At 64.3% G+C, this 20,540-nt stretch carries 18 protein-coding genes; 7 read left to right on the forward strand and 11 right to left on the reverse strand.

Annotation, left to right across the window (positions count from 1 at the left end):
• The first annotated feature begins 124 nt into the window (after window positions 1-124).
• From LOC59_RS11940 to LOC59_RS11960, 5 genes are all read left to right on the forward strand, one after another.
• Complete coding sequence (locus tag LOC59_RS11940; protein WP_229972144.1) at window positions 125-1,843, forward strand: L-lactate permease; 1,719 nt, start codon at window positions 125-127, stop codon at window positions 1,841-1,843.
• A 141-nt stretch (window positions 1,844-1,984) separates the two neighbouring features.
• Window positions 1,985-2,743 carry a FadR/GntR family transcriptional regulator gene (locus LOC59_RS11945; protein WP_229972146.1) on the forward strand — a complete coding sequence of 253 codons (759 nt, stop codon included), beginning with the start codon at window positions 1,985-1,987 and terminating at the stop codon, window positions 2,741-2,743.
• Between the two features lie 97 nt (window positions 2,744-2,840).
• Window positions 2,841-4,181: a sensor histidine kinase gene (locus LOC59_RS11950; RefSeq protein ID WP_227895301.1), complete on the forward strand. Its 1,341-nt coding sequence runs from the start codon at window positions 2,841-2,843 to the stop codon at window positions 4,179-4,181.
• Window positions 4,182-4,246: 65 nt separating this feature from the next.
• A complete protein-coding gene (locus LOC59_RS11955) occupies window positions 4,247-4,906 on the forward strand; it encodes a response regulator transcription factor (protein ID WP_227916319.1) in 660 nt (219 codons plus the stop codon).
• Between the two features lie 83 nt (window positions 4,907-4,989).
• Complete coding sequence (locus LOC59_RS11960) at window positions 4,990-7,800, forward strand: FAD-binding and (Fe-S)-binding domain-containing protein (protein WP_229972148.1); 2,811 nt, start codon at window positions 4,990-4,992, stop codon at window positions 7,798-7,800.
• A gap of 96 nt (window positions 7,801-7,896) precedes the next feature.
• Here the strand turns inward: LOC59_RS11960 and ligM are convergent, their stop codons facing one another.
• The 11 genes from ligM to LOC59_RS12015 all read right to left on the reverse strand — a co-directional run bounded on the left by ligM (window position 7,897) and on the right by LOC59_RS12015 (window position 17,994).
• Entirely contained in the window at window positions 7,897-9,306 is a 1,410-nt protein-coding gene (ligM, locus tag LOC59_RS11965; protein ID WP_229972150.1) for a vanillate/3-O-methylgallate O-demethylase, read from the reverse strand.
• Between the two features lie 26 nt (window positions 9,307-9,332).
• Window positions 9,333-10,166, reverse strand: coding sequence for a formyltetrahydrofolate deformylase (gene purU, locus LOC59_RS11970; protein WP_231713740.1), 834 nt, complete (start codon window positions 10,164-10,166; stop codon window positions 9,333-9,335).
• An 87-nt stretch (window positions 10,167-10,253) separates the two neighbouring features.
• Window positions 10,254-11,120, reverse strand: coding sequence for a methylenetetrahydrofolate reductase (locus LOC59_RS11975; protein WP_227895306.1), 867 nt, complete (start codon window positions 11,118-11,120; stop codon window positions 10,254-10,256).
• 131 nt (window positions 11,121-11,251) lie between these two features.
• Window positions 11,252-11,923, reverse strand: coding sequence for a response regulator (locus LOC59_RS11980; RefSeq protein WP_227895307.1), 672 nt, complete (start codon window positions 11,921-11,923; stop codon window positions 11,252-11,254).
• Window positions 11,923-13,428: a GAF domain-containing sensor histidine kinase gene (locus tag LOC59_RS11985; protein ID WP_229972154.1), complete on the reverse strand. Its 1,506-nt coding sequence runs from the start codon at window positions 13,426-13,428 to the stop codon at window positions 11,923-11,925. Before LOC59_RS11985 ends, LOC59_RS11980 begins: the two co-directional genes overlap by 1 nt.
• Window positions 13,429-13,572: 144 nt before the next feature.
• Window positions 13,573-14,253, reverse strand: coding sequence for a 4-carboxy-4-hydroxy-2-oxoadipate aldolase/oxaloacetate decarboxylase (locus LOC59_RS11990; protein WP_229972155.1), 681 nt, complete (start codon window positions 14,251-14,253; stop codon window positions 13,573-13,575).
• 129 nt (window positions 14,254-14,382) lie between these two features.
• Complete coding sequence (locus LOC59_RS11995) at window positions 14,383-14,646, reverse strand: muconolactone Delta-isomerase (protein ID WP_229972157.1); 264 nt, start codon at window positions 14,644-14,646, stop codon at window positions 14,383-14,385.
• A 50-nt stretch (window positions 14,647-14,696) separates the two neighbouring features.
• Entirely contained in the window at window positions 14,697-15,398 is a 702-nt protein-coding gene (locus tag LOC59_RS12000; RefSeq protein WP_227895311.1) for an alpha/beta fold hydrolase, read from the reverse strand.
• Window positions 15,395-16,771, reverse strand: coding sequence for an MFS transporter (locus LOC59_RS12005; protein WP_229972159.1), 1,377 nt, complete (start codon window positions 16,769-16,771; stop codon window positions 15,395-15,397). Before LOC59_RS12005 ends, LOC59_RS12000 begins: the two co-directional genes overlap by 4 nt.
• Entirely contained in the window at window positions 16,764-17,645 is an 882-nt protein-coding gene (locus LOC59_RS12010) for a class III extradiol dioxygenase subunit beta (protein ID WP_227895313.1), read from the reverse strand. The genes LOC59_RS12005 and LOC59_RS12010 overlap by 8 nt, the downstream gene beginning before the upstream one ends.
• Window positions 17,638-17,994, reverse strand: a complete 357-nt coding sequence (locus LOC59_RS12015; RefSeq protein WP_227895314.1) for a protocatechuate 3,4-dioxygenase — start codon at window positions 17,992-17,994, stop codon at window positions 17,638-17,640. The genes LOC59_RS12010 and LOC59_RS12015 overlap by 8 nt, the downstream gene beginning before the upstream one ends.
• Before the next feature lie 228 nt (window positions 17,995-18,222).
• Here LOC59_RS12015 and LOC59_RS12020 point away from each other — a divergent pair, with 228 nt between their 5' ends.
• Together LOC59_RS12020 and LOC59_RS12025 are read left to right on the forward strand one after the other, a co-directional pair.
• Window positions 18,223-19,359 (forward strand): ROK family transcriptional regulator, encoded by a 1,137-nt coding sequence (locus LOC59_RS12020; RefSeq protein ID WP_227895315.1) that lies wholly within the window; start codon window positions 18,223-18,225, stop codon window positions 19,357-19,359.
• A gap of 42 nt (window positions 19,360-19,401) precedes the next feature.
• Window positions 19,402-20,466, forward strand: coding sequence for an extracellular solute-binding protein (locus LOC59_RS12025; protein ID WP_227895316.1), 1,065 nt, complete (start codon window positions 19,402-19,404; stop codon window positions 20,464-20,466).
• Window positions 20,467-20,540 lie beyond the last annotated feature (74 nt).

The following is a 20,540-nucleotide window of genomic DNA, read 5'->3' on the forward strand; positions in this document are numbered from 1 at the left end:
AGAGACCCTACCCCCAACCGGTGACTGCGATCACAGGTAGGCCGGCAAAATGGGGTAAGCTTCCTTGGTCTGACCATAGTGGTCTGACCACCCCGTCCCCATTCGTCCAGCCCGGAGGTCCCCCGTGGATCACTTCACCGCCACCACCGATCCGGTATTCGGCAGCGTTGCCGTTTCCGCCATCGTGGCGCTCATCCCCCTGCTCACCTTCTTCGTCCTTCTGGCGTTTCTGAAAGTCAAGGCGCACTTTGCCGGCGGCATCTCGCTGCTCGTGGCCATCGCCGTCGCGATTTGGGCGTTCAAGATGCCTGCCGGACTGGCGCTGCTCTCCGCGACGCAGGGCGCCGTCTTCGGCGCGTTCCCGGTGGTCTGGATCGTCATCATGGCCATCTGGCTGTACCAGATCACTGTGGTCAGCGGACGGTTTGAGGACCTGCGCAGGGTTTTTGACGCGATCGGCGGCGGCGACGTCCGTATCCAGGCGATCCTGGTGGCGTTCTGCTTCGGCGGACTCCTTGAGGCCCTGGCCGGCTTCGGCGCCCCGGTGGCCATCACCGCAACCATGCTCGTGGCGCTCGGCCTGAAGCCGATGAAGGCAGCGGCAGCTGTCCTGGTGGCCAACACCGCTCCGGTTGCCTTCGGCGCCATGGCCATCCCGATCACCACGGCAGCCAACCTCACCGGACTCGATGCGGACCACCTGGGCGCCGTCGTCGGCCGCCAGGCTCCGCTGCTGGCTGTCATTGTCCCGCTGATCCTCATCTTCATCCTGGACGGCTTCCGCGGCATCAAGGAAACCTGGCCGGCTGCCCTCGTCACAGGCGTCGCCTTCGCCGGCGCGCAGGTGCTGTGCTCCACGTTCTTCTCCTACGAACTCACCGACATCGTGGCCGCGCTTGCCGGCCTGGGTGCCGCCGTCGTCTTCCTGCGTTTCTGGCAGCCGCGCGGCATCGAAGGTGCGCGTGTTCGCATGGGTCTTTCGGAAATGGCCGTCGCCGGCAACCGGAAGCCCGGCTCGGCCGGCGGTTCCGTTGCCGTCCGCGACGAAAACTCGCTGACCGCATCCCGCACCTGGCTGGCACTGTTCCCGTACTTCCTGGTGATCATCATCTTCGGCATCGCCAAGCTGTGGAAGATCGGTGTGGACATCCCCGCCTTCCTTGCCTCCACGGACATCAAGGTCCCGTGGCCGATCCTGCACGAACGGCTGGTAGATGCAGCCGGTGAACCCGTGTCCTCGACCATCTACACGTTCAACTGGCTGTCCACCCCGGGCACGCTGCTGCTCATCACGGGCCTGGTCGTCTCCTTCGTCTACTCCAAGTACGACGACGGCGGCCGCTACCGGATGACCGTAGGCAACGGCATAGCGGAAATCGGCCGGACCGTCTGGAACATGCGCTGGGCCGGACTGACCATCCTTTCGGTCCTGTCCCTGGCCTACGTCATGAATTTCTCCGGGCAGACCGTGTCAATCGGCACCTGGCTGGCCGGCACCGGCGCATTCTTCGCTTTCCTCTCCCCCGTGCTGGGCTGGGTGGGCACCGCAGTAACGGGTTCGGACACCTCCGCCAACGCACTCTTCGCCCGGCTGCAGCAGACCGCCGGCCTCGAAGCCGGCATCGATCCGAACCTCCTGGTGGCTGCCAACACCACCGGCGGCGTCGTCGGCAAGCTGATCAGCCCGCAGAACCTGGCGATCGCCGTGACCGCCGTGAAGCTGGACGGCCAGGAATCGGTACTCCTGCGCAAGGTGGTCGGCTGGAGCGTTGCACTGCTGCTGGTGCTGTGCACCGTGGTCTTCCTGCAGTCCACGCCGGTGCTCGGCTGGATGCTGCCGTAGGAACCGGTCCCGCTTAAATGCGCTGGGAGGCGTGCCGTTGCAGGCACGCCTCCCAGCGCGTTAAAGGGGGCCAAAAACCACCCGCCGCGCCCTTTGCGCAGGCACCCTTGTCCGGGCCCATGGGCATGCAAGGATATTGACGTGACTGTTACGGATTCCAGCCCCCTGCCGCCCCGCCGCAGCTACGACCTGCTGCTGGAGAACATCGAAGCGGACCTGCGCTCGGGTGCCATCAAGCTCGGCGACCAGCTTCCCGGGGAACGCACCCTCGCAGAGACCTACGGCATTTCCCGGGCCTCCGTTCGGGAAGGCATCCGGATCCTGGACGCCATGGGCGTGCTGCGCAGCTCCTCCGGGTCCGGCCCGAAGTCAGGCGCCATCATCGTTTCCGAACCCTCCGCCGGGCTTTCCTCCGCACTGCGCCTGCACATGGCCAGCAGCCGGCTTTCGGTGGCGGACATTGTGGAGACCCGGGTGCTGCTGGAGACCTGGGCCGCCCAGGCCGCCGCCACTTCCCCGGATACTCCGGAAAAACAGGAAGCACTGGCACGGGCCGGGTCCCTGCTGGAGGCCATGGACCGCCCGGACCTGGACCGGGACACCTTCCACACCCTGGACGCCCGGTTCCATGTTGAGCTCAGCTCGCTGGCCGGCAACTCAGTCATCGAGACCATGATGGACTCGCTTAGCGGCGCCATCCGCGGCTATGTCAAAGAAGCGATGGACAACTTCGACGACTGGCCGCGCATCCTCACAGCCCTGCGGCAACAGCACCACGGTATATTCGACGCCGTCGCCGGCCGGAACGGTGCGCTGGCCGCTGACAGGCTGCGTGAGCACATCACGTGGTTCTACGCCCAAATCCCGGCGGCGGAGGGCCAGGCCCGGAACCCCGGGTAACCTGGAGACGGCCTTCGCGGTCCTAGGGGGGACCCTCCCCGAAAAACCGGGGGAAAACCCCATGGCTACGCACGTTTCGACGTAGCAAGCTGGAGCCATGACCAACACCTATCTCCCAGAACCCGGCGCCGCAGCTCAGCCGCTGGCAACTGCTGCGGACCCGGCGTCTATCCGCCGCCCGGCGTTTTTCCGCAGCACCACCTGGCGCGCGTTTGGCTATCACGCCATTACCCTCCTGCTGGCTCCCCTGGCGCTGGCCTACGCGGTAAGCACCGTGGTGCTGGGGTCCACCCTGCTTGTCACGGTCGTAGGGCTGATCGTCACGGCGGCGATGGTCGTCGCAGCGCGGTACTGGGGAACGGTCAACCGGTCCCTCACCTCAGCCCTGCTGCACCGGAACATCGAAGCCCCGCCGCCGTTCACTCCCCGTCCGGGGTTCTTCGGCTATCTGCGCTCGGGCCTTGCTGACACCGCCGGATGGAGGGCGGTGGCGCACATGGCCGTCAGCTTCGTGACCGCCACCACCGCAGCAATACTCAGCATCACCTTCCTCGTCACAGGGCTGGGCTGCATGACCCACTGGTACTGGTCGCAGTGGCTTCCGCCCATGCAGGCCTCGGACGGTACCTGGCACCGCGGCACCATGATCGCCCCCGACGTGTTCCTGGATGGATTCTGGTGGCAGGCTGCCTACGCAGCGGTCGGCGTCCTCATGACCTTCGTCCTCTGGCCCGCCGTCAACAACGGTTCCGCCCGGCTGCAGGCAGCCCTCTCAGCTGCCCTGCTTGGCCCCACGGCAGCCCAGCGCCGGGTGCAGGACCTGGAGGCCAGCCGAAGCAGCTCAGTCAACACCGCCGATGCGCGGCTGGCCCAGATCGAGCGCGACCTCCATGACGGTACCCAGGCGCAGCTGGTAGCGATCGCCATGAAACTCGGAGATGCCAAGGAACGCCTCGCCTCCGCTGAAGCCGCCGCCGACCTGCAGCATCTGCTGGACAGCGCCCACGGTACGGCCAAGGACGCCCTCGCGGACCTGCGCGGAATCGCCCGCGGCATCCGGCCGGCGGTCCTGAGCGACGGACTCGATGCAGCACTGGAATCCCTGGCTGCCACAGCACCCGTCCCCGTGGAACTGACCTACCGGCTGACGGTCCGTCCGTCCCCGGCAGTTGAAGCGATCGCCTACTACTGTGCCGCGGAACTGGTGACCAACGCCGTGAAGCATTCGCGCGGGACACAGCTGCGCATCTGCGTGGCCGGCGAGGATAGCCACCTCCTCCTTGAGGTCGTGGATGACGGAGTGGGCGGCGCCAACCCCGAAGCAGGCACCGGACTGGCCGGACTCGCAGAACGGGTACGGACCGTCGACGGCGCCCTGGCCGTCTCTTCGCCGCTGGGCGGGCCCACCACCGTCACGGTCCGGCTTCCACTCTCGTGACGGCTCCCCCGGCAACGTCCCCCGGGACGGTTCCCGAGCACGGAACCATGGTGCAAGCTTCAGGAATGAAGATTGCGATAGCCGAGGATTCGGCGCTGCTGCGCGAAGGCCTGGTGGAACTGCTCAGCGGGCGGGGTCATCAGGTTCTCGCCGCTGCCGGCAACGCGGAGGATTTGTTCGCTGCACTGGAAACCGCGGAGCCCGACGTCGTGATCCTGGACAACCGCATGCCGCCCACCCACACCAGCGAAGGGATCCGCGCTGCGCTGCTGCTCCGCGAAACCCGCCCGGAAATCGGCGTCCTGCTGCTTTCCCAGTACGTGGAGACGCGCTATGCCACGCAGCTTTTCGCCGGCCAGCCCAGCGGCACCGGTTACCTGCTGAAGGACCGGGTGGCCGACGTCGGCGCTTTCCTCCAGGCCCTGGAACGCATCCGTGCCGGCGAAACCGTGCTGGATCCCGAGGTGGTCCGGGCGCTGATGGGGGCCGGGAAACCCGCCGGACTTGCTTCGCTGACGCCCCGGGAACAGGAAGTGCTGGAGCTGATGGCCCAGGGACGGACAAATGCCGGCATCTGTGCTGAACTGTTCCTCTCCGCCGGAGCGGTGGAGAAGCACATCACTTCGATTTTCGGCAAGCTGGACCTGCTTCCCGCAGCTGCGGACCACCGGCGGGTCCTGGCCGTGCTGCACTATCTCGAGGCCGCACCGCCCGGTGTGGCCTGACCATTTCGCCGAAGGCGTCCCGCGGGCCTAGATTTGATCCGGGAACACCTTCGTATCCCGCCGATGTCATGGATCAGGATCGTATGTCAGCCACAGCAGAGTCATCCGCCACCGCAATCAGTGCCCTTGGTACCGCCGGTATCAGCACACGGGAAATCGACCGCCGGAAAATGGCGCACGATGCCTCGCACTACCTGCTCATTCCGCAGGCCGTTGCCACGCCGTCGACCACCGCCGAAGTGGCCCAGTTGATGCGCCGCAGCCGCGAACTGGGCATCCCGGCGACCTTCCGGTCCGGCGGCACCTCGCTCTCCGGCCAGGGGGTCAGCGACAGCCTCCTGATTGACACGCGGCACCATTTCCGGGACATCGAAGTGCTCGACGGCGGTGCACGCGTCCGCGTGGCACCCGGTGCTACGGTGCGGGCCGTCAACTCCCGCCTGGCTGCACACGGCCGCAAGCTGGGACCGGACCCCGCCAGCGAGATCGCCTGCACCATCGGCGGCGTGGTGGCCAACAACTCTTCCGGCATGGCCTGCGGCACCGAGTTCAACACCTACCGGACCCTGGAATCGATGGTCCTGGTCCTGGCCAGCGGCACCGTGCTGGACACCGGGGCTCCGGACGCTGAAGAGAAGCTCCGCACCCTGGAACCGGAACTTTTCGAGGGCCTGCTGCGGCTGCGCGGACGCATCGTGGCGAACCCGGATTCCGTCGCGACCATCACCCGGCTGTTCTCGATGAAGAACACCATGGGCTACGGCCTGAACTCCTTCCTGGACTATGAGAACCCCGCGGACATCCTCGCGCACCTCATGATCGGCAGCGAGGGCACCCTGGGCTTCGTCGCCCAGGCGACGTTCCGGACCATTCCGGCGCTGCCGAAGGTCGCCACGGGCCTGATGTTCTTCGAATCGCTCGACGCCGCTGCCACCGCCCTGCCCGAACTCACCGCCACCGGGCTGGCCACGGTGGAACTGATGGACGCCACGTCCCTGCGTGTCGCCCAGCTCGCGGCCGACGCGCCGGCCGAGCTGCGGGGCCTGGCTGTCCAGGACCATGCCGCGCTGCTGGTGGAACATCAGGCCGCCAGTGTCGAAGAGCTCGAAGCCAAGCGTGAGGCATCGCGTCCGCTCTTCGAGTCGCTGCGCCTGGCCGCACCGTTCGCCATGACCACCAACGCCCGTGACCGTGCGGGGATGTGGCACCTGCGCAAGGGCCTGTACACGACTGTTGCCGGGGCCCGGCCGTCCGGAACCAACGCCCTGCTGGAAGACATCGTTGTTCCCGTGCCGTCGCTGGCGCGGACGTGCGCCGAGCTGCACGTCCTCTTCTCGGACCACCATTACAAGGATTCGGTCATCTTTGGGCACGCCAAGGACGGCAACATCCACTTCATGCTGAACGAGAACTTCAGCGACCCGGCGGAGCTGGCCCGTTACGAGGCGTTCACCGAGGAAATGGTGGACCTGGTGCTGGGCGAAGGCGGCTCGCTGAAAGCCGAACACGGTACCGGCCGGATCATGGCACCCTACGTCCGCCGGCAGTACGGCGACGAACTTTACGAGATAATGTGCGAGGTTAAACGGCTTATCGACCCGCCCAACCTGCTCAACCCCGGAGTCCTGATCAACGAGGATCCGCGCTCCTATGTGGAGAACCTGAAGATCGCCCCCACGGTTGAGCCCGAAGTGGACCGCTGCGTCGAGTGCGGGTACTGCGAGCCGGTGTGCCCCAGCAAGGACCTGACCACCACGCCGCGCCAGCGGATCGTGCTGCGCCGCGAGATCGCCGACGCCGAGGCCCGCGGAGACTCCGTCCTGGCGGCGACCCTGCGTGCAGACTACGACTACGACGCCGTGCAGACCTGCGCGGTGGACGGCATGTGCGGCACGGCCTGCCCGGTGCTTATCAATACCGGTGACCTGGTCCGCCGGCTGCGCGCGGAAAACACCAACCCCGTGGCCGACGCCGGCTGGAAGGCTGCCGCCGGGCGCTGGGGCGCCATGACGTCAGTGGGCGGAAAGGCCCTGACGTTCGCCAAGGCCGTCCCCTCGCCGCTGCCCAAGCTGGCCACCGCCGTCGGCCGTGCGCTCCTCGGAGCGGACAACATCCAGTCCTACGAAACAGTCCTGCCCGCCGGCGGAACCCGCCGCACCCCGCGTGAAGACCCGGATGCAGTAGCCGTCTTCTTCCCAGCCTGCATCGGTACGATGTTCGGCCCGGCTTCCGGCGGGGAAGGCTCTGCCCCGGCGTTCCTGGAACTGTGTGACCGTGCCGGCGTCGGGGTCCGCATTCCCAAGGGCATCGAGAACCTCTGCTGCGGAACGCCCTGGAAGTCCAAGGGCTTCACATCCGGCTATGAGGTGATGACGGAAAAGGTCCTTGCGAACCTGTGGGTTGCCACCGGCGGCGGAGAACTGCCGGTGGTGTGCGACGCCGCCTCCTGCACGGAGGGCCTGGACACCATGAAGCGGCTCGCCGGTGAAAGCCCCGTCTACCCCGGCCTGCGGTTTGTGGATTCCGTGGACTTTGTCCGGGACACCGTCCTGCCGCGGCTGGAAGTGACCCGGAAACTCGGCTCACTGGCGCTGCACCCCACCTGCTCCTCCACCCAGCTCGGTGCCAATGACGCACTGACGCAGATTGCCGGGGCCATCAGTTCCGAGGTGTTCGTTCCGCCGAGCTGGGGCTGCTGCGCCTTTGCCGGTGACCGCGGCCTGCTGCACCCCGAGCTGACCGCCTCCGCCACACAAAAGCAGGCTGCGGAAATCAACTCACGGACCTTCGACGGCTATGCCTCGGTGAACCGCACGTGCGAGATCGGCATGAGCAAGGCGACGGGCCAGACATACCGCCACATCCTGGAGTACCTGGCGGAAGCGACGCGCTGACCGGCAGCCTGCCGAACCGGCCCTCAATCAACCCAAAGGGGCAGCACGGGCTGGGGCCAGCCCGTGCTGCCCGAGTCTTGGGCCGGTATCTGGAGCCTAGACCGACGCTGCCTTCCGCCATCCGCCGTCCTTGTATTCCTTACGAACCACTTCGGAGTAGGGCACCGGGCTGACGTCCACTCCAACCTGGTACTGGCGGTGAGGCTCGACGGAGGATTTTCCGGTGCCACCATCGGGTTCGCCCCAAACCACTTTCAGCCGGGATCCGATCTCCACATCAGGATTGATGATCGCCAGCGAAAGGGGCCGTTTTTCGTTCCAGCTGTAGCCGGTAAACATCGAGACACCCACTATTTCGCCCGATTCATCCATCACGGAGTCGAAGTTCGAGGCCCCGTAGTTCGCATTGGGCAGGTCGAAGAACTTGTAGGGCAGCTCATCCTTTTGATACATGGATGCATGGATCGTCGCCACGTCATCGCCGTCCCAGGCCAGGGTGACCTTCTTCCGCTGCGCCTGAGGGTCCATTGACTCCAGGGCTTCCCGTCCGATGAAGTCATGGTCGTATTTTATGAATGACCCGTACCCCAGTTCCCAGGGAGTGGTGTAATAACCCTCAATGGAATCCGGCACATAGGAACCGGCGATCGCGGAATTCGCCTCATAGCTGTCGGCGCCGAGCCACTGACGGTAGTCAGCCAGTTTTTCGCCGCTGTAGATGCCGGGCAAAGGGGAAGGGATCCACCCCGATTCCAGGGTGTTGCACGAGTATGCCCGGGACCCGGCCGCTTCCAGCCCGAACTCTGCGCCTGCCTCCAGGATGGCTTCCCGGATCCGGTCGTAGTCCTCATACGGTCCCCAAAGCTCCAGGCCGGGCGCCCCGGCCATTCCGTGGCGCAGAGTCCGCACCCGGGTTCCGCCCACGAACATGTAGGACATGTTGAAGAATTTGAGCTGCTCCAGCGGGCCACCGTTGACCTTCTCGATGACGTCCCATGCACGCGGTCCCTGAATCTGCAGACGCCAGTATTCGCGGGTAACCGCCTTGCCCATGGGCCGTGACGGTGAGCGTCGGTCAGTTTTCAGTTCGACGTCGTAACCACCCTTTTCAGCGTTGTACAGCAGCCAGTTTGCTGCCGGAGAACGGCCGACATACACGAATTCCTGCTCGGCTTCCCTGAAGAGAATTCCATCGCCGATAACGTGCCCGTACGGTGTGACCGGAACGTATTGCTTTGCCTTGTTTACCGGGAAGTTGGCTGTCGAGTTGATCGCTGTGTCAGATATCAGCTGCTGTGCGCCCGGACCGGAGATGAACAGGTTATCCATGTGATGGGACTGGTCGAACAGAACTGCCGATTCGCGCCAGGCCCTGACCTCATTGCGCCAGTTGGTGAATTCGGCTGCCACAACCGGATAGACGTAGGCCCCGACCTGAACGTTTCGCAGGTGCTCCACTACATTTCCGGACGCGTCCAGTACCTCCTGCAGGGAAGTGTGGGTCATCTTGGGTTTCCTTTCGTTGTAAGTGTTTAGAAGACGATCGTCACGTTGCCGTCGCGTATGACCCGGTCTTCACAATGTGCTTCCACCGCAGTTGAGAGCACCCGGCGCTCGACGTCGGCTCCGCGGCGCTGCAGGTCAGTGACGGACTCGCGGTGGCTGACGTTGATGACGTCCTGGCTGATGATCGGCCCTTCATCCAAGTCCTTCGTCACGTAGTGGGCAGTTGCGCCGATGAGTTTCACTCCCCGCTCCTTGGCTTTGCGGTAGGGACCTGCACCGATGAAGGCCGGAAGGAAGGAATGGTGGATGTTAATGATGGGAACACCGGCCTGCTCAATAAAACCCTCGGTAATGATCTGCATGTAGCGCGCCAGGACAATCAGGTCCACGTTTCCCTGCACGAGTTCCAGCTCCCGTGCTTCTGCTTCCGTCCGCCTGGATCTGTCAGCCGGAATGTAGAAGTAGGGAATGCCAAACGCCCGCACGTCTTCGCTTAGGTCAGGGTGGTTTGAGACCACCATTGTGATGTTGACCGGAAGCTCGCCGCGGCGCTGGCGCCACAGCAGATCCAACAGGCAGTGGTCCGACTTGGAAACGAACACTGCCACCCGTTTCTGCTTCCTGGCCTCGATTAGCTCCCATTCCAGGCCGAAGTTGGCAAGACGCGTACCGAGCGCTCCGCGAAGGTCCTCGATGACCGCGGAGAGGTTCGGCAGTGTGAAGACCGTTCGCTGAAAGAAGCGGCCCCCCGCCGGATCCGATGTGTGCTGGTCCAGGGAGACGATGTTGGCGCCGAAGCGTGCGAGTTCATCGGTGGTGGCGGCCACGATGCCTGATTGATCTGTCCCCTTGAGCACCAGCCGGGCAACGTTGTCCTGGCCCGGGTCCGCTGCCGGTGGCCTCTGCGGGAGGTTTGCGGTGGATGTTTCCACTGATACTCCTATCGATTAGCCGTGAGCCTGTTTGAGCATGCCCTGCCGCCAGGCTTCGGTCTGAGCCAGGTCGTTGAACGTGAAAATGTGGAAGCCCTTGATCGCAGCATCGCTGGCCGGCAGGGCCTGGACCAGTCCCCGGATCAGCTGGGTCGGTTCGTAGCCCGACGGGCTGAAAAAGCGCCAGAACATGTTCTGCTGCTTCTTGAGGAAGTTGGCTGACTGCCCCAGCCCGAGCCCGGCAGAGACCCTGAGGAGTTTCTGCCGGCTGACAGGGCCTGGCATTCCGGCGTAAACCGGCAACGACACCCCTTCCCGGCCAATTTTTTCCCCCCATTCCAGGAAGGTCTTCGGGTCAAAACAGATTTGCGTCAGCACGCGGGTCGCCAAGGGTGCCTTCTCCCGGAGGGCGCTGTTCATGACGTCGCGGCTGAAGGAGGAGTGCCCCTCGGGGTATCCTCCGATGCCTACGTCCGTGAAGTGGTGCCCGCGCCGGGTCAGGGCTGTTAGCAGGCTGTAAGCGTCCGGGAAATCACCTGCTGCTTCTTCCGCGTCGCCGCCGATCACGAACACCCGATCAATCTCGGCTGCTTCGAGCCGGCGGACCACTGCGTCCAGTTCATCAGCATCCCGCACCAGCCGGGCTGGAAGGTGGGGTGCAACGGAATAGCCCCGTCCGCGGAGGTACACCGCGGTTTCCAGAGTGGGTTCGAGTCCCTTACCGCCGGTTGCCGTTATGGTCAGCGGGATGCTCACGGGCACCTCGGCCAGGACCTTCTCCTTCGCTGTTTTGAAGGGCATGATCTCGTAACCGATATTGTCCAGCAGCGACGCAAGTGTGTTCCGCTGATCGTCCGTTGCTGCCAACAGCCGCGGTGCCATGTGTCCTCCTAGACGATGGTCCCCGGTCCCGGGGAGCCAGACGGTTTCACTCTAGGGCCGGCATTCGTGCTGTCCGTAAGGTAAGTGTCCCTACTATCCCCGCGACATTTGTCTCGGGAGACGCCTGTCCTTCAGAACGTAGGTGCGGTCAGTCCCACGTTGACGGCCAGCAGCGCAGCCTGGGTCCTGGAAGAGAGGTTGAGCTTGCCCAGCACGTTGGAGACATGGGTCCGCGCCGTGCGCTCACTGATCTGCAGTTCCTTGGCAATCTCCCGGTTGGACTTTCCGGTTCCCACGAGTTGAAGCACGGTCCGCTCGCGTTCAGTCAGGGAGGAGACCCCAACCCCCGGAGAGCTCATGATCTGCGTGAACTTCCTGGCCATGGTCGTATCGATGAACACTTCGTCCCGCGCCGCGGCACGGATAGCCGCTGCTACTTCCTGTGCCCCCGCATCCTTGAGCAGATAGCCGGAGGCACCAAGCTGCATCACCATGTTCATTCGTTCGGTCTCACCAAAGCTCGTCAGGACGACGACCTTGACTTCCGGGTATTTACGCCGGATTTCGCGCAGTGCCGTGGTTCCGTCCATCCTCGGCATCATGAGGTCCAGAAGGACGACGTCGGGCAGCCCACCGTAGACCGCAAGCGCTGCCAGCTGCTCCAGCGCGTCTTGGCCGTCAACCGCCTGTCCGACCGCCACGATGTCCTCAAGGACATCGATGTACGCGGAAATGCCGTGCCGGGCAACCGCATGATCATCGACAATCAGGACTTTCAGCGTGCCTGGGGCGGTTGAGGTCATCAGTTCTCTCCTGGAAGCCGGGTGTTAACGAGGTAAGGAACGTCGGCTCGGACCACAGTGCCGGCTCCGCCGAATTTGAGGCTCACGGTGAATTTTCCGTGCCAGCGCTCGATGCGCTGCCGCATGAAGGACAGACCATGTTCGTCCTGCTCCGCTGCGGACAGGGCGGACTCCTCCACGCTTGACGCGCCTCCGTTGTCTCGGACCACCAACAGGATGCGCCCGTCCTCCACGGAGCAGCTAATGCTGATGAGGTCGGCAGGCGAGTGCTTGACGGCATTGTGCACAGCCTCAGCGGCTACGTAGTAGAGGTCTTCACCCAGCTCGTCATCCAGGCGTCCGAGGGCCGCATCGAGGTGCAGGTCGAATCGCACCCCGGTTTGCCGGTGGGTGGCGGCGGCAAGCCGGGACAAGGCCCCGCGAAGCCCCACACCTTCGATGGCGCTGGGCCGCAGCTGGGCTACGAGGCCGCGCAGGTCCTTCAACACGGAACCCGTGATCCCTTCCAGCTCCGCCGCGATCGTCTGGATCCGTTGATTGTCCTGCCCGTGGGGTGCGGCTGCCAGAATACTGAGCGTCTGGCTCAGCATGCCCATCGAGAAAATCTGCTGGACGACGGAATCGTGGAGGTCACGGGCCAGCCGCTGCCGTTCCTCGCGATGGGCTGCACTGCGTTCTTCTTCAAGCAGTGAAGCGTAGTCGATGGCCAGCGCTGCCTGTTCTGCCATGGAGGCGAGGAATTCCATGGCTTCCCCGTCGACTTCCTGTCCGGGTTTCAGGAAGACATTGAGGACGCCGATGGTGTTATCCCGAACCTTGATCGGCAGGGATGCGAAGGCATCCCACTCCGGATAGCGATGGAATTCGTGCAGCGGTTTCCACGCCGGGTTAGACATCACGGCAGCGTAGCGGTGTGGAATCACCACCGGAGCGGCAGATTCCAGGGAGTCGAGCATCCTTAGGTCCGCTCCCAGGCGCTGGCATTCCATGAGGAGCGAGAAGAAAGAGCTGCTTCGGGACGCCGGGAACCCTGCCATGCCCAGCATGTGGAGCTTGTCGCCGGAGTGCTCATTTGTAAGTACCTGCACTCCGGCCAGGCCATCCGCCTGCAGGATCTCATGGGCCAGGGCGTTGAGCGTTGCAGGCAGGGACCGTTCGGAAGCCACCCGCGCGGCGGTCCGGGCTACTGCGGCGGCACGCCGCTCCCGCTGCCGGCGAGCGGTCACATCGTAGAACGCAACGGCGAATTTCCCTTCGGACGGCCGGTGACGGTATGCAAGCTCTACGGGATTGCCGCCGGCTTCGATCCAGGCTGTGCTCCATGCGGTGCCGGGCGCAGAGCCGTCATTACTCAGCGTGCCTCGGGATAGCAGGCCCTGAAACGTTTCCAAACCATCATCCTGGCCGAGGATATCCATGGCCGTGGTGTTGGCCTTCAGTATCCGTCCGTCGTCATCGACGTGCGCCAGACCCACCGGCCAGTCATCCCATTCGCTGAACGGCACGTTTCTCCTTCTTAGCCTCTGCCCTCCAATGCGTCCCCCACTGTGACCTGCGTCGCATTGACGCCAGCGTACTCCTTCCGTTCCGGGACAAACCTGGAGGCACACCGGGATTGAGCAGGCGAAGTGCCTGGCGGCTGCAGTCCGTCAGCCGTCCACGTACTCGATCCCCAGTTCCTTCAGTTTCGGCCGCAGGTTGTACAGGTCCAGGCCCAGCACCCCGGCTTTGAACTGTTCGCGCTTTTCAGCCTCCAGGTCCTCGCGCTGCTGCGCTTTACGGGCAGCTTCCTTTGCCTCGCCCTGGGGCACAACCAGGACACCGTCGTCGTCGGCCAGCACCGCATCGCCGGGCAGGACGCTAACGCCGGGGAGCATTATCGGGACGTTGATTGACCCCGGATTCAGCTTGTTGGTGCCCTGTGCGTGGACTGCTTTTGACCACACCGGGAATCCCATTGCTGTCAGGTCGGCTACGTCGCGAACGCCGGCGTTGATGATCAGTCCCAGCGCGCCGCGGGCCTTGAGAGCGGTGGCAAACAGATCGCCGAACATTCCGTCGGTGGACGGGGATGTTGTAGTCACCACGAGGACATCCCCTGCGCCGCATTGTTCTATGGCCGCGTGGATCATGAGGTTGTCGCCGGGATGACTCAGCACTGTCACGGCCCGGCCGGCAATCCGGGTGCCGGGGTAGATTGGCCGAAGCACAGGTTCTGCCAGCCCCCGCCTTCCCATCGCTTCGTGAACCGTCGAGACTCCCAGCCGCTGGAAGGTGGCCAGCACATCCGGGTCCGGTCCCGCCGTCGTACGTACTATCTTGTAGCTCATACCAGTTCCCTTCCAACCTGTTTTGCCATCGTCGCTGCGAAGACGTCCTGGCCCAGTTCATTGGCCAGGACGCGGGTCAGGCCGAGGAGCGCACCCTTGGAGCCTGCAGCCGCCCGATTCCTGCCGACCTCACTGTTCCTGGGGATGGGTAGCCAGCGGCTCAATCCTGACATCCATCCAGGGGAACTGCGGCAACGAGGAAAGCGCATCGTGGAGTTCCGTGGCGTCCGCCGCCTCCCAGAGGCCGACGACGCCGCGGCGTCCCGGAATCCTCCAAAGCCGCTTCAGTACCCCGCTCCCGCGCAGTTCCGTGGCCCTGGCCCGTTCCCGGACCAAGAGGTCCGCCACCTGTTCCTCGCTGAACGAATCCGGCAACGCTGTTTCAAACCGCACTAAAAACTCCATGACTGCCTTACCTCTCTTCCGGGCCGGCAACGCCGGTCTCAGCCAACAACCTTCAGCAGGACCGCGGCGAGTTCCTCGGGTGCCGTCACCATCGCCTCATGCCCGCTGTTGACGTCATGCGTCTCCCAGCCGTCCGCAGCCGCCTGTTCGGCGAACGTCCGGAAAACCCGCATCCAATCAACGCATTCGACGAAAACGCCCGGCACATCCCGGTAGGCACCGGTGAGGGGCAGCGGATCGGTGTATGTTTTCCACGGATGCGGAGTCAGCCGCGGAAGCAGCCATTCCTTGTCCGCGGGATCGCTGATTCCGAGTTTTTCCAGTGGGCGGGGCGGGATGAGCCAGCCGAACCCCGACTGCTCGACGGATTCGCGATAATGCCGCGCCACGGTTTCGGGAAGCAACTCAATGGCGGGCCGTCCATCACCGATGAATCCGTCCAGGTACACCCGGCGGGCGGTGCGGCCGGACAGCCGATCGGCGGCGCCGGTGATCACCTGACCTGCGTAGCTGTGACCAACCAGCGTGACCTCGTCCAAGTCGTAGGCCTGCACCAGCTGCACCAGGTCTTCGATGTGGGTATCCAGCCCAACGGCCGGGCTCATCAAATGCGACCGGTCCGAAATGCCGGACAGCGTGGGCGTCAGGACCCTGTGCCCCGCTTGTTCCAGCACGGGCACCACCCGCTGCCAGCACCATCCTCCGTGCCAGGCTCCGTGTACCAGGACAATGGTGCTCATGCCGCTCCTCCGTGCCCCGGAACTCCGGACTGTTCCGGGCCGGATTGCTCTCCTGCGTCCGCGGAGGCCTGGTACCGCCCAACCTTCAGCACCGCCATGGCCGCAAAGCTGACCAGGCCCATCAGGAGCAGGTAGACGGCGATCGGCGCGGAGGAATTGAAGGCCGCATAAAGACCCGTCGCGATCAGCGGCATGAATCCTCCGCCAAGGATGGAACCGATCTGGTAGGCGGTTGAGGCGCCGCTGTAGCGGACTTCCGTGGGGAACAGCTCGGCGATCAGGGCAGCCTGCGGCCCTGCCATCAGCGACTGGCCCAGCAGGATCACGGCGAACGCAATAGCAATATTGACCGGGTTTCCCGTGTCCACCAGCCAGAAGAACGGGAAGGCCCACGCGGTGAGCAGCGCGGCACCCCAAAGGAAGACGGGTTTCTGCGCGAACCGGTCCGCAAGCAGCGCTCCAAATGCAATCGTCACCAAATGGCAGACAGCACCGAAGATGATGAGCAGCAGCATGGTGTTCCGCTCCAGCCCCAGCGTTCCGGTTCCGTAGGACAGCATGTAAACCGAGTACAAATATCCGATCGCAGGGGCAGCAATCGAGACAATTCCCGCCAGCAGCACGGTACCTGTGTGATGGCGGAACAGGTCCAGGATCGGCGCCTTCACTTCCCTGTTGTCCCGCTTGACCGCCTTGAACGCCGGCGAGTCTTCGATCCTCAGGCGCATCCACAGGGCGATGAGGATCAGGACCGCGCTGAAGAGGAACGGCACACGCCAGCCCCACGCTTCAAATGCCTTCGGTGCCAGGATATTCGTGACAATCACGAACACGACGTTCGCGCCGATGATGCCGATGGGAAGGCCCATTTGAGGGAAGGAACCATAAAAGGCACGGCGCTTGCTGGGAGAGTATTCCACGGCCATGAGCACGGCTCCACCCCACTCACCGCCCACTCCGATGCCTTGGAGCAGCCGGAGAGTCACCAGCAGGATGGGCGCCCAAATGCCTATTGTTGCGTAGTTCGGCAGCAGTCCGATGGCAACGGTGGCCGCCCCCATCAGCAGCATGGAGAACAACAGCATTGACTTGCGTCCGACCCGGTCGCCGAAGTGCCCCATCAGCAGGCCACCCAGCGGGCGTGCCAGGAAACCGACAGCGAAGGATGCAAACGCAGCGAGTGTTCCGGCCGTAGGGTCATCTGTCGGAAAGAACTGCGGGCCGAAAATCAGGGCGGCTGCCGAACCGTAGATGAAAAAGTCGTACCACTCGATTGCGGTGCCTACCAGGCTGGCTCCAAGCACCTGCCGGCGTTTTTTAGCCGAGGGCAGCGCACTGACCGGAACGGTGGACGCTGGGGTCTGCTCAGCCATTTGCGCCCGCCTCCACCCTGGGGACGCTGCTCGTTTCAGCAGCGAACAGGGCCAGTGCAGCCGCTGTGTTGGACGCCGGAACGTGGTAGGTGTCATGGACACGCCGAAGGTCATCGCCCAGAGCGCCACGCATGATCAGCCACATGATCATCTCGATGCCTTCGGACCCCGCTTCGCGGATGTACTCAGCGCGGGAGATCTGCGCGAGGCTCTGCGGATCTGTTTCAATCTTGGCGAGGAAGTTCCGGTCGAAGTCCTCGTTGATCAGTCCGGCGCGTTCGCCGGAAAGCTGATGGGACATCCCCCCGGTGCCAAAGACGGCAACCTTGATGTCCTCGGGGAAGGAGCGGATTGCTCGTCCCAGTGCCTCGCCAAAATCCAGGCAGCGTTGCGCTGTTGGCTGCGGATAGTGCAGGACGTTTACCAGGATCGGCACCACAGAGCATGGCCAGGCTTCCCCCGGCTCCGGGGTGTACACGGACAGCGGGACGGTGAGGCCGTGGTCGACGTCGAGTTCCTGGAACACGGTCAGATCAAATCCCGCGTCCATCATTTCCACCAGCAGGTGCTCGGAGAGGTCGGGCGCACCCACAACATCGGGGACGCGCCGTGGCCCATAGCCTTCGTCAGCAACCCGGTAATGGTCCGCGGTTCCTATGGCGAACGTGGGAATGATCGACATGTCCAAGGCATTCGCATGGTCGTTGTACACAACAATTGCGACGTCGGGCCGGTGCTCCGCCATCCACTCCCGGGCCGGAGCATAGCCATCAAAAAGGGGTTTCCAGTACTCGTCCGAAGTCTTGCCGTTATCCATGGCTGCCCCGATGGATGGAACGTGCGAAGTTGCCAGCCCCCAAACGATGTCAGCCAAACTTCCGCCCTCCTGATCTCAGCGCTGCGATGAATTCCTCGGTGCTCAGACCGGTAAAAGCGGCACCGAGGTCCTGAACCGATTTGCGGTCGACGGCCGCAAGTTTGATGACATAAAAGATGGAAGCTCCAATGTCCGTCATGGCCTTCCAATTGCGCTCCAGGATTGCCCGTTTCTGTTCCGCATTGAGGTGGTATTCGTCGCAATAAGCGGCCTCGTCGGAGCTGAACCGGTCACGGTTCTTTGCTTCCTTCAGCGAGAACAGCATTTTGTTCAGGGCACGTCCCCGGCTGCTGGACCGGGTGTCATAAATGTGTGTTCCCTCAATGCGCGGGGTGTGGGACGGCACGGTGTCTCCTCCTTTTGCCGTGGTGGTGTTACTCACCGCGAGCCTAGGAGTTGCCGCAGGTCCCGTCATCGGCGCCGCGACGCGTCCGGCACGCGACATTTGTCCTGCCTTGGCGACACCGGCCCGCACGTTCCGGCGATACTCCACTTGGGTGCAGATAGGTTCTGTCCGCTCGAGTGAGGCTTGGAAAGCCTTGCATTCTTACTTTCTTCACCGTATAAAGTAAGAATGTTATCCACCTCACACGCACCAACTGGACGCCGGGAACTGCGCCGGATCCGGGTGGAGTCCGTTGTGGGAGCCCTCCTTTCACAGGGCCCCATCTCCCGCACCGACCTCGCAGCCGCCACCGGCTACAGTCCCTCCACCGTGACTGGAATCGTGCACGAGCTGCAGGAACTGGGCTACCTGCATGAGGTGGGCCAGCGCGAGTCCACCGGTGGACGGCGCCGGACCCTGATGGAAATAGACCGGTCGGCAGTGGTGCTGGTGGTCGCCGAAATCAGCCGCGGCAGCGTCCGTGCCAGCCTTGTGGACCTCGATGCCAGCGTCCTGGAAACCCGCGAATCCGTCTTCGACGCCGAAGATCCGGTGGCATCCACGGCGCGGGCCGTTTCCGAACTCACTGCCGCCGCACCCCGCAGCCCGGCCCGGCTGGTGCTGGCACTGCCCGGAGTAGTCGGAAACGACGGCACTGTCAGCCTGGCCCCCGACTTCGCCGCGGCAAGCGGCTCCGAGCTGGCCGGGGAGCTGAACCGCCGGACCGGCCTAAAGGTGACTCTTGAAAACGACGTCAACCTTGTTGCCCTCGGCGAGCGCAGTGCCGGTGCCGCAGCCGGCGTCGATGACCTGGTGCTGATCCATGTCGCCGAAGGCATCGGTGCCACCATCCTCAGCGGCGGCCGGATCCTTCACGGCGCCACCCGCTCAGCCGGCGAGGTCGGTTTCCTGCCGGTGGCACCCCGCCCGCTCCCCCACGGCAACCGCGGACCCTTCGAAGCAGCCTGGAGCACACCGGCGATCGCTGCCGCCGCCCAGTCAGCAGGGCTCGACGGCGACGGGCCGGTGATCGCGCGGATGTGCGCTGACGAGCGTACCCAGCGGCTGCGCGACGACGTGCTGGACGCCTGGGCCTGGGCCGCCGTCGTCTGCGCCTGCGTCCTGAATCCTGCCCTTGTGGTCTTCTCCGGAGACGCCGTCGACCTCGATGACCCGGCCCGGAGCGCACTGGCCAGCCGGATCCGCGCCGCCGCGCCGTCGGCTCCGAATGTTGCCTTCGCGTCCCTGGGCACCACCGGCATCCTCCACGGTGCCGTGGCCCGGGTCCTGGAAGACCCCTCTGCCCTTATCTCCCCCGCTGATTAGTCCCCCGTTTACCCCGTTCCACCCACACCCTAGGAGAAGTACATGAAACGCACTTTCCGCAAACCGCTCGGCACCGTTGCCGGCGGCCTCGCGCTGATGCTGGCTCTCTCGTCCTGCGGCCTGGACGATTCGTCCGCCGGAGCCGAGGGGTCCGACGGCGGCACCCTCACCATCTACACCGCCCGGGACAAGGGCCTCGCCGAAGCAGTCGTGGCCGACTTCGAGGCAGCCAATCCGGACTACGCCGGCAAGGTGGAGATCCTCACCCTCGGCGCGCAGGAAGCACTGGAACGCATCCGCGCGGAGAAGGCCAACCCGCAGGGTGACATCTGGTGGGGCGGCACCGGCCAGCAGATGAAGCAGGCCGCCGGCGACGACGTCCTTGCCCCCGCCCCGGACGCCGTGATTGACGCCGTTCCCGAGGACCTGCGTGATCCGAACGGCTTGTGGGTCGGCGAAATGCAGCTGGCCGAGGTCATCTTCTACAACCACGACATGCTCAGCGAAGAAGAAGCGCCCAAGGACTGGGACGACCTGGTGGCTCCGGAGATGGCCGACAAACTGGCTATCCGCGACGTCGAGGCCTCCGGAACCATGCGCAGCATCTACTCCGCCATGATTGACCGCCAGTACGACGCCGCCGGTTCACCGGAGGCAGGGTACGACTGGCTGCGAAAGCTCGACGCCAACACCAAGGTGTACGCAGCCAACCCCACTGACCTGTACCTGCGCGTGACCCGCCAGGAAGCCGCAGCCAGCGCCTGGAACCTGCAGGACGTCATGCTGCAGATCGAGAACCAGAACGCCCCCTACACCCCCGTGATCCCCGAATCGGGTGCCCCGATGCTGGTGGACGGGGTGGCCAAGATCAAGAACGGACCGTCCAGCGAAGCTGCTGACGCCTTCCTCGAGTTCCTCTTCAGCGAAGAGACCCAGAAGGACCTCTCCGAAACCTACTACCAGATTCCGTCAATCGAGATGAGCGAAACCCCGTCCTGGCTGACAGAGCTGGACCTGGTGGAGATGGACGTTGACTGGGACCGGATCGGCGATAACGAGTCCGAATGGATCGGCTACTGGGCCGAGAACATCAAGGGCAAGGGCTAACCAAACCCGGACAGGGGGGGGGGGGCCCGGGGGGCGGGGGCCCCCCCCCGCACGCACCCCCCCAACACCCCCGG

It is taken from the genome of Arthrobacter sp. zg-Y916 (assembly GCF_020907385.1).
Taxonomy (GTDB): domain Bacteria; phylum Actinomycetota; class Actinomycetes; order Actinomycetales; family Micrococcaceae; genus Arthrobacter_B; species Arthrobacter_B caoxuetaonis.

Coding starts and splice junctions, on each gene's coding strand:
- LOC59_RS11950 (WP_227895301.1), top strand. CDS start 2,841: ATGACCAACACCTATCTCCCAGAACCCGGCGCCGCAGCTCAGCCGCTG.
- LOC59_RS11955 (WP_227916319.1), top strand. CDS start 4,247: ATGAAGATTGCGATAGCCGAGGATTCGGCGCTGCTGCGCGAAGGCCTG.
- LOC59_RS11960 (WP_229972148.1), top strand. CDS start 4,990: ATGTCAGCCACAGCAGAGTCATCCGCCACCGCAATCAGTGCCCTTGGT.
- ligM (WP_229972150.1), bottom strand. CDS start 9,306: ATGACCCACACTTCCCTGCAGGAGGTACTGGACGCGTCCGGAAATGTA.
- LOC59_RS11975 (WP_227895306.1), bottom strand. CDS start 11,120: ATGGCACCGCGGCTGTTGGCAGCAACGGACGATCAGCGGAACACACTT.
- LOC59_RS11980 (WP_227895307.1), bottom strand. CDS start 11,923: ATGACCTCAACCGCCCCAGGCACGCTGAAAGTCCTGATTGTCGATGAT.
- LOC59_RS11990 (WP_229972155.1), bottom strand. CDS start 14,253: ATGAGCTACAAGATAGTACGTACGACGGCGGGACCGGACCCGGATGTG.
- LOC59_RS12000 (WP_227895311.1), bottom strand. CDS start 15,398: ATGAGCACCATTGTCCTGGTACACGGAGCCTGGCACGGAGGATGGTGC.
- LOC59_RS12005 (WP_229972159.1), bottom strand. CDS start 16,771: ATGGCTGAGCAGACCCCAGCGTCCACCGTTCCGGTCAGTGCGCTGCCC.
- LOC59_RS12020 (WP_227895315.1), top strand. CDS start 18,223: ATGTTATCCACCTCACACGCACCAACTGGACGCCGGGAACTGCGCCGG.
- LOC59_RS12025 (WP_227895316.1), top strand. CDS start 19,402: ATGAAACGCACTTTCCGCAAACCGCTCGGCACCGTTGCCGGCGGCCTC.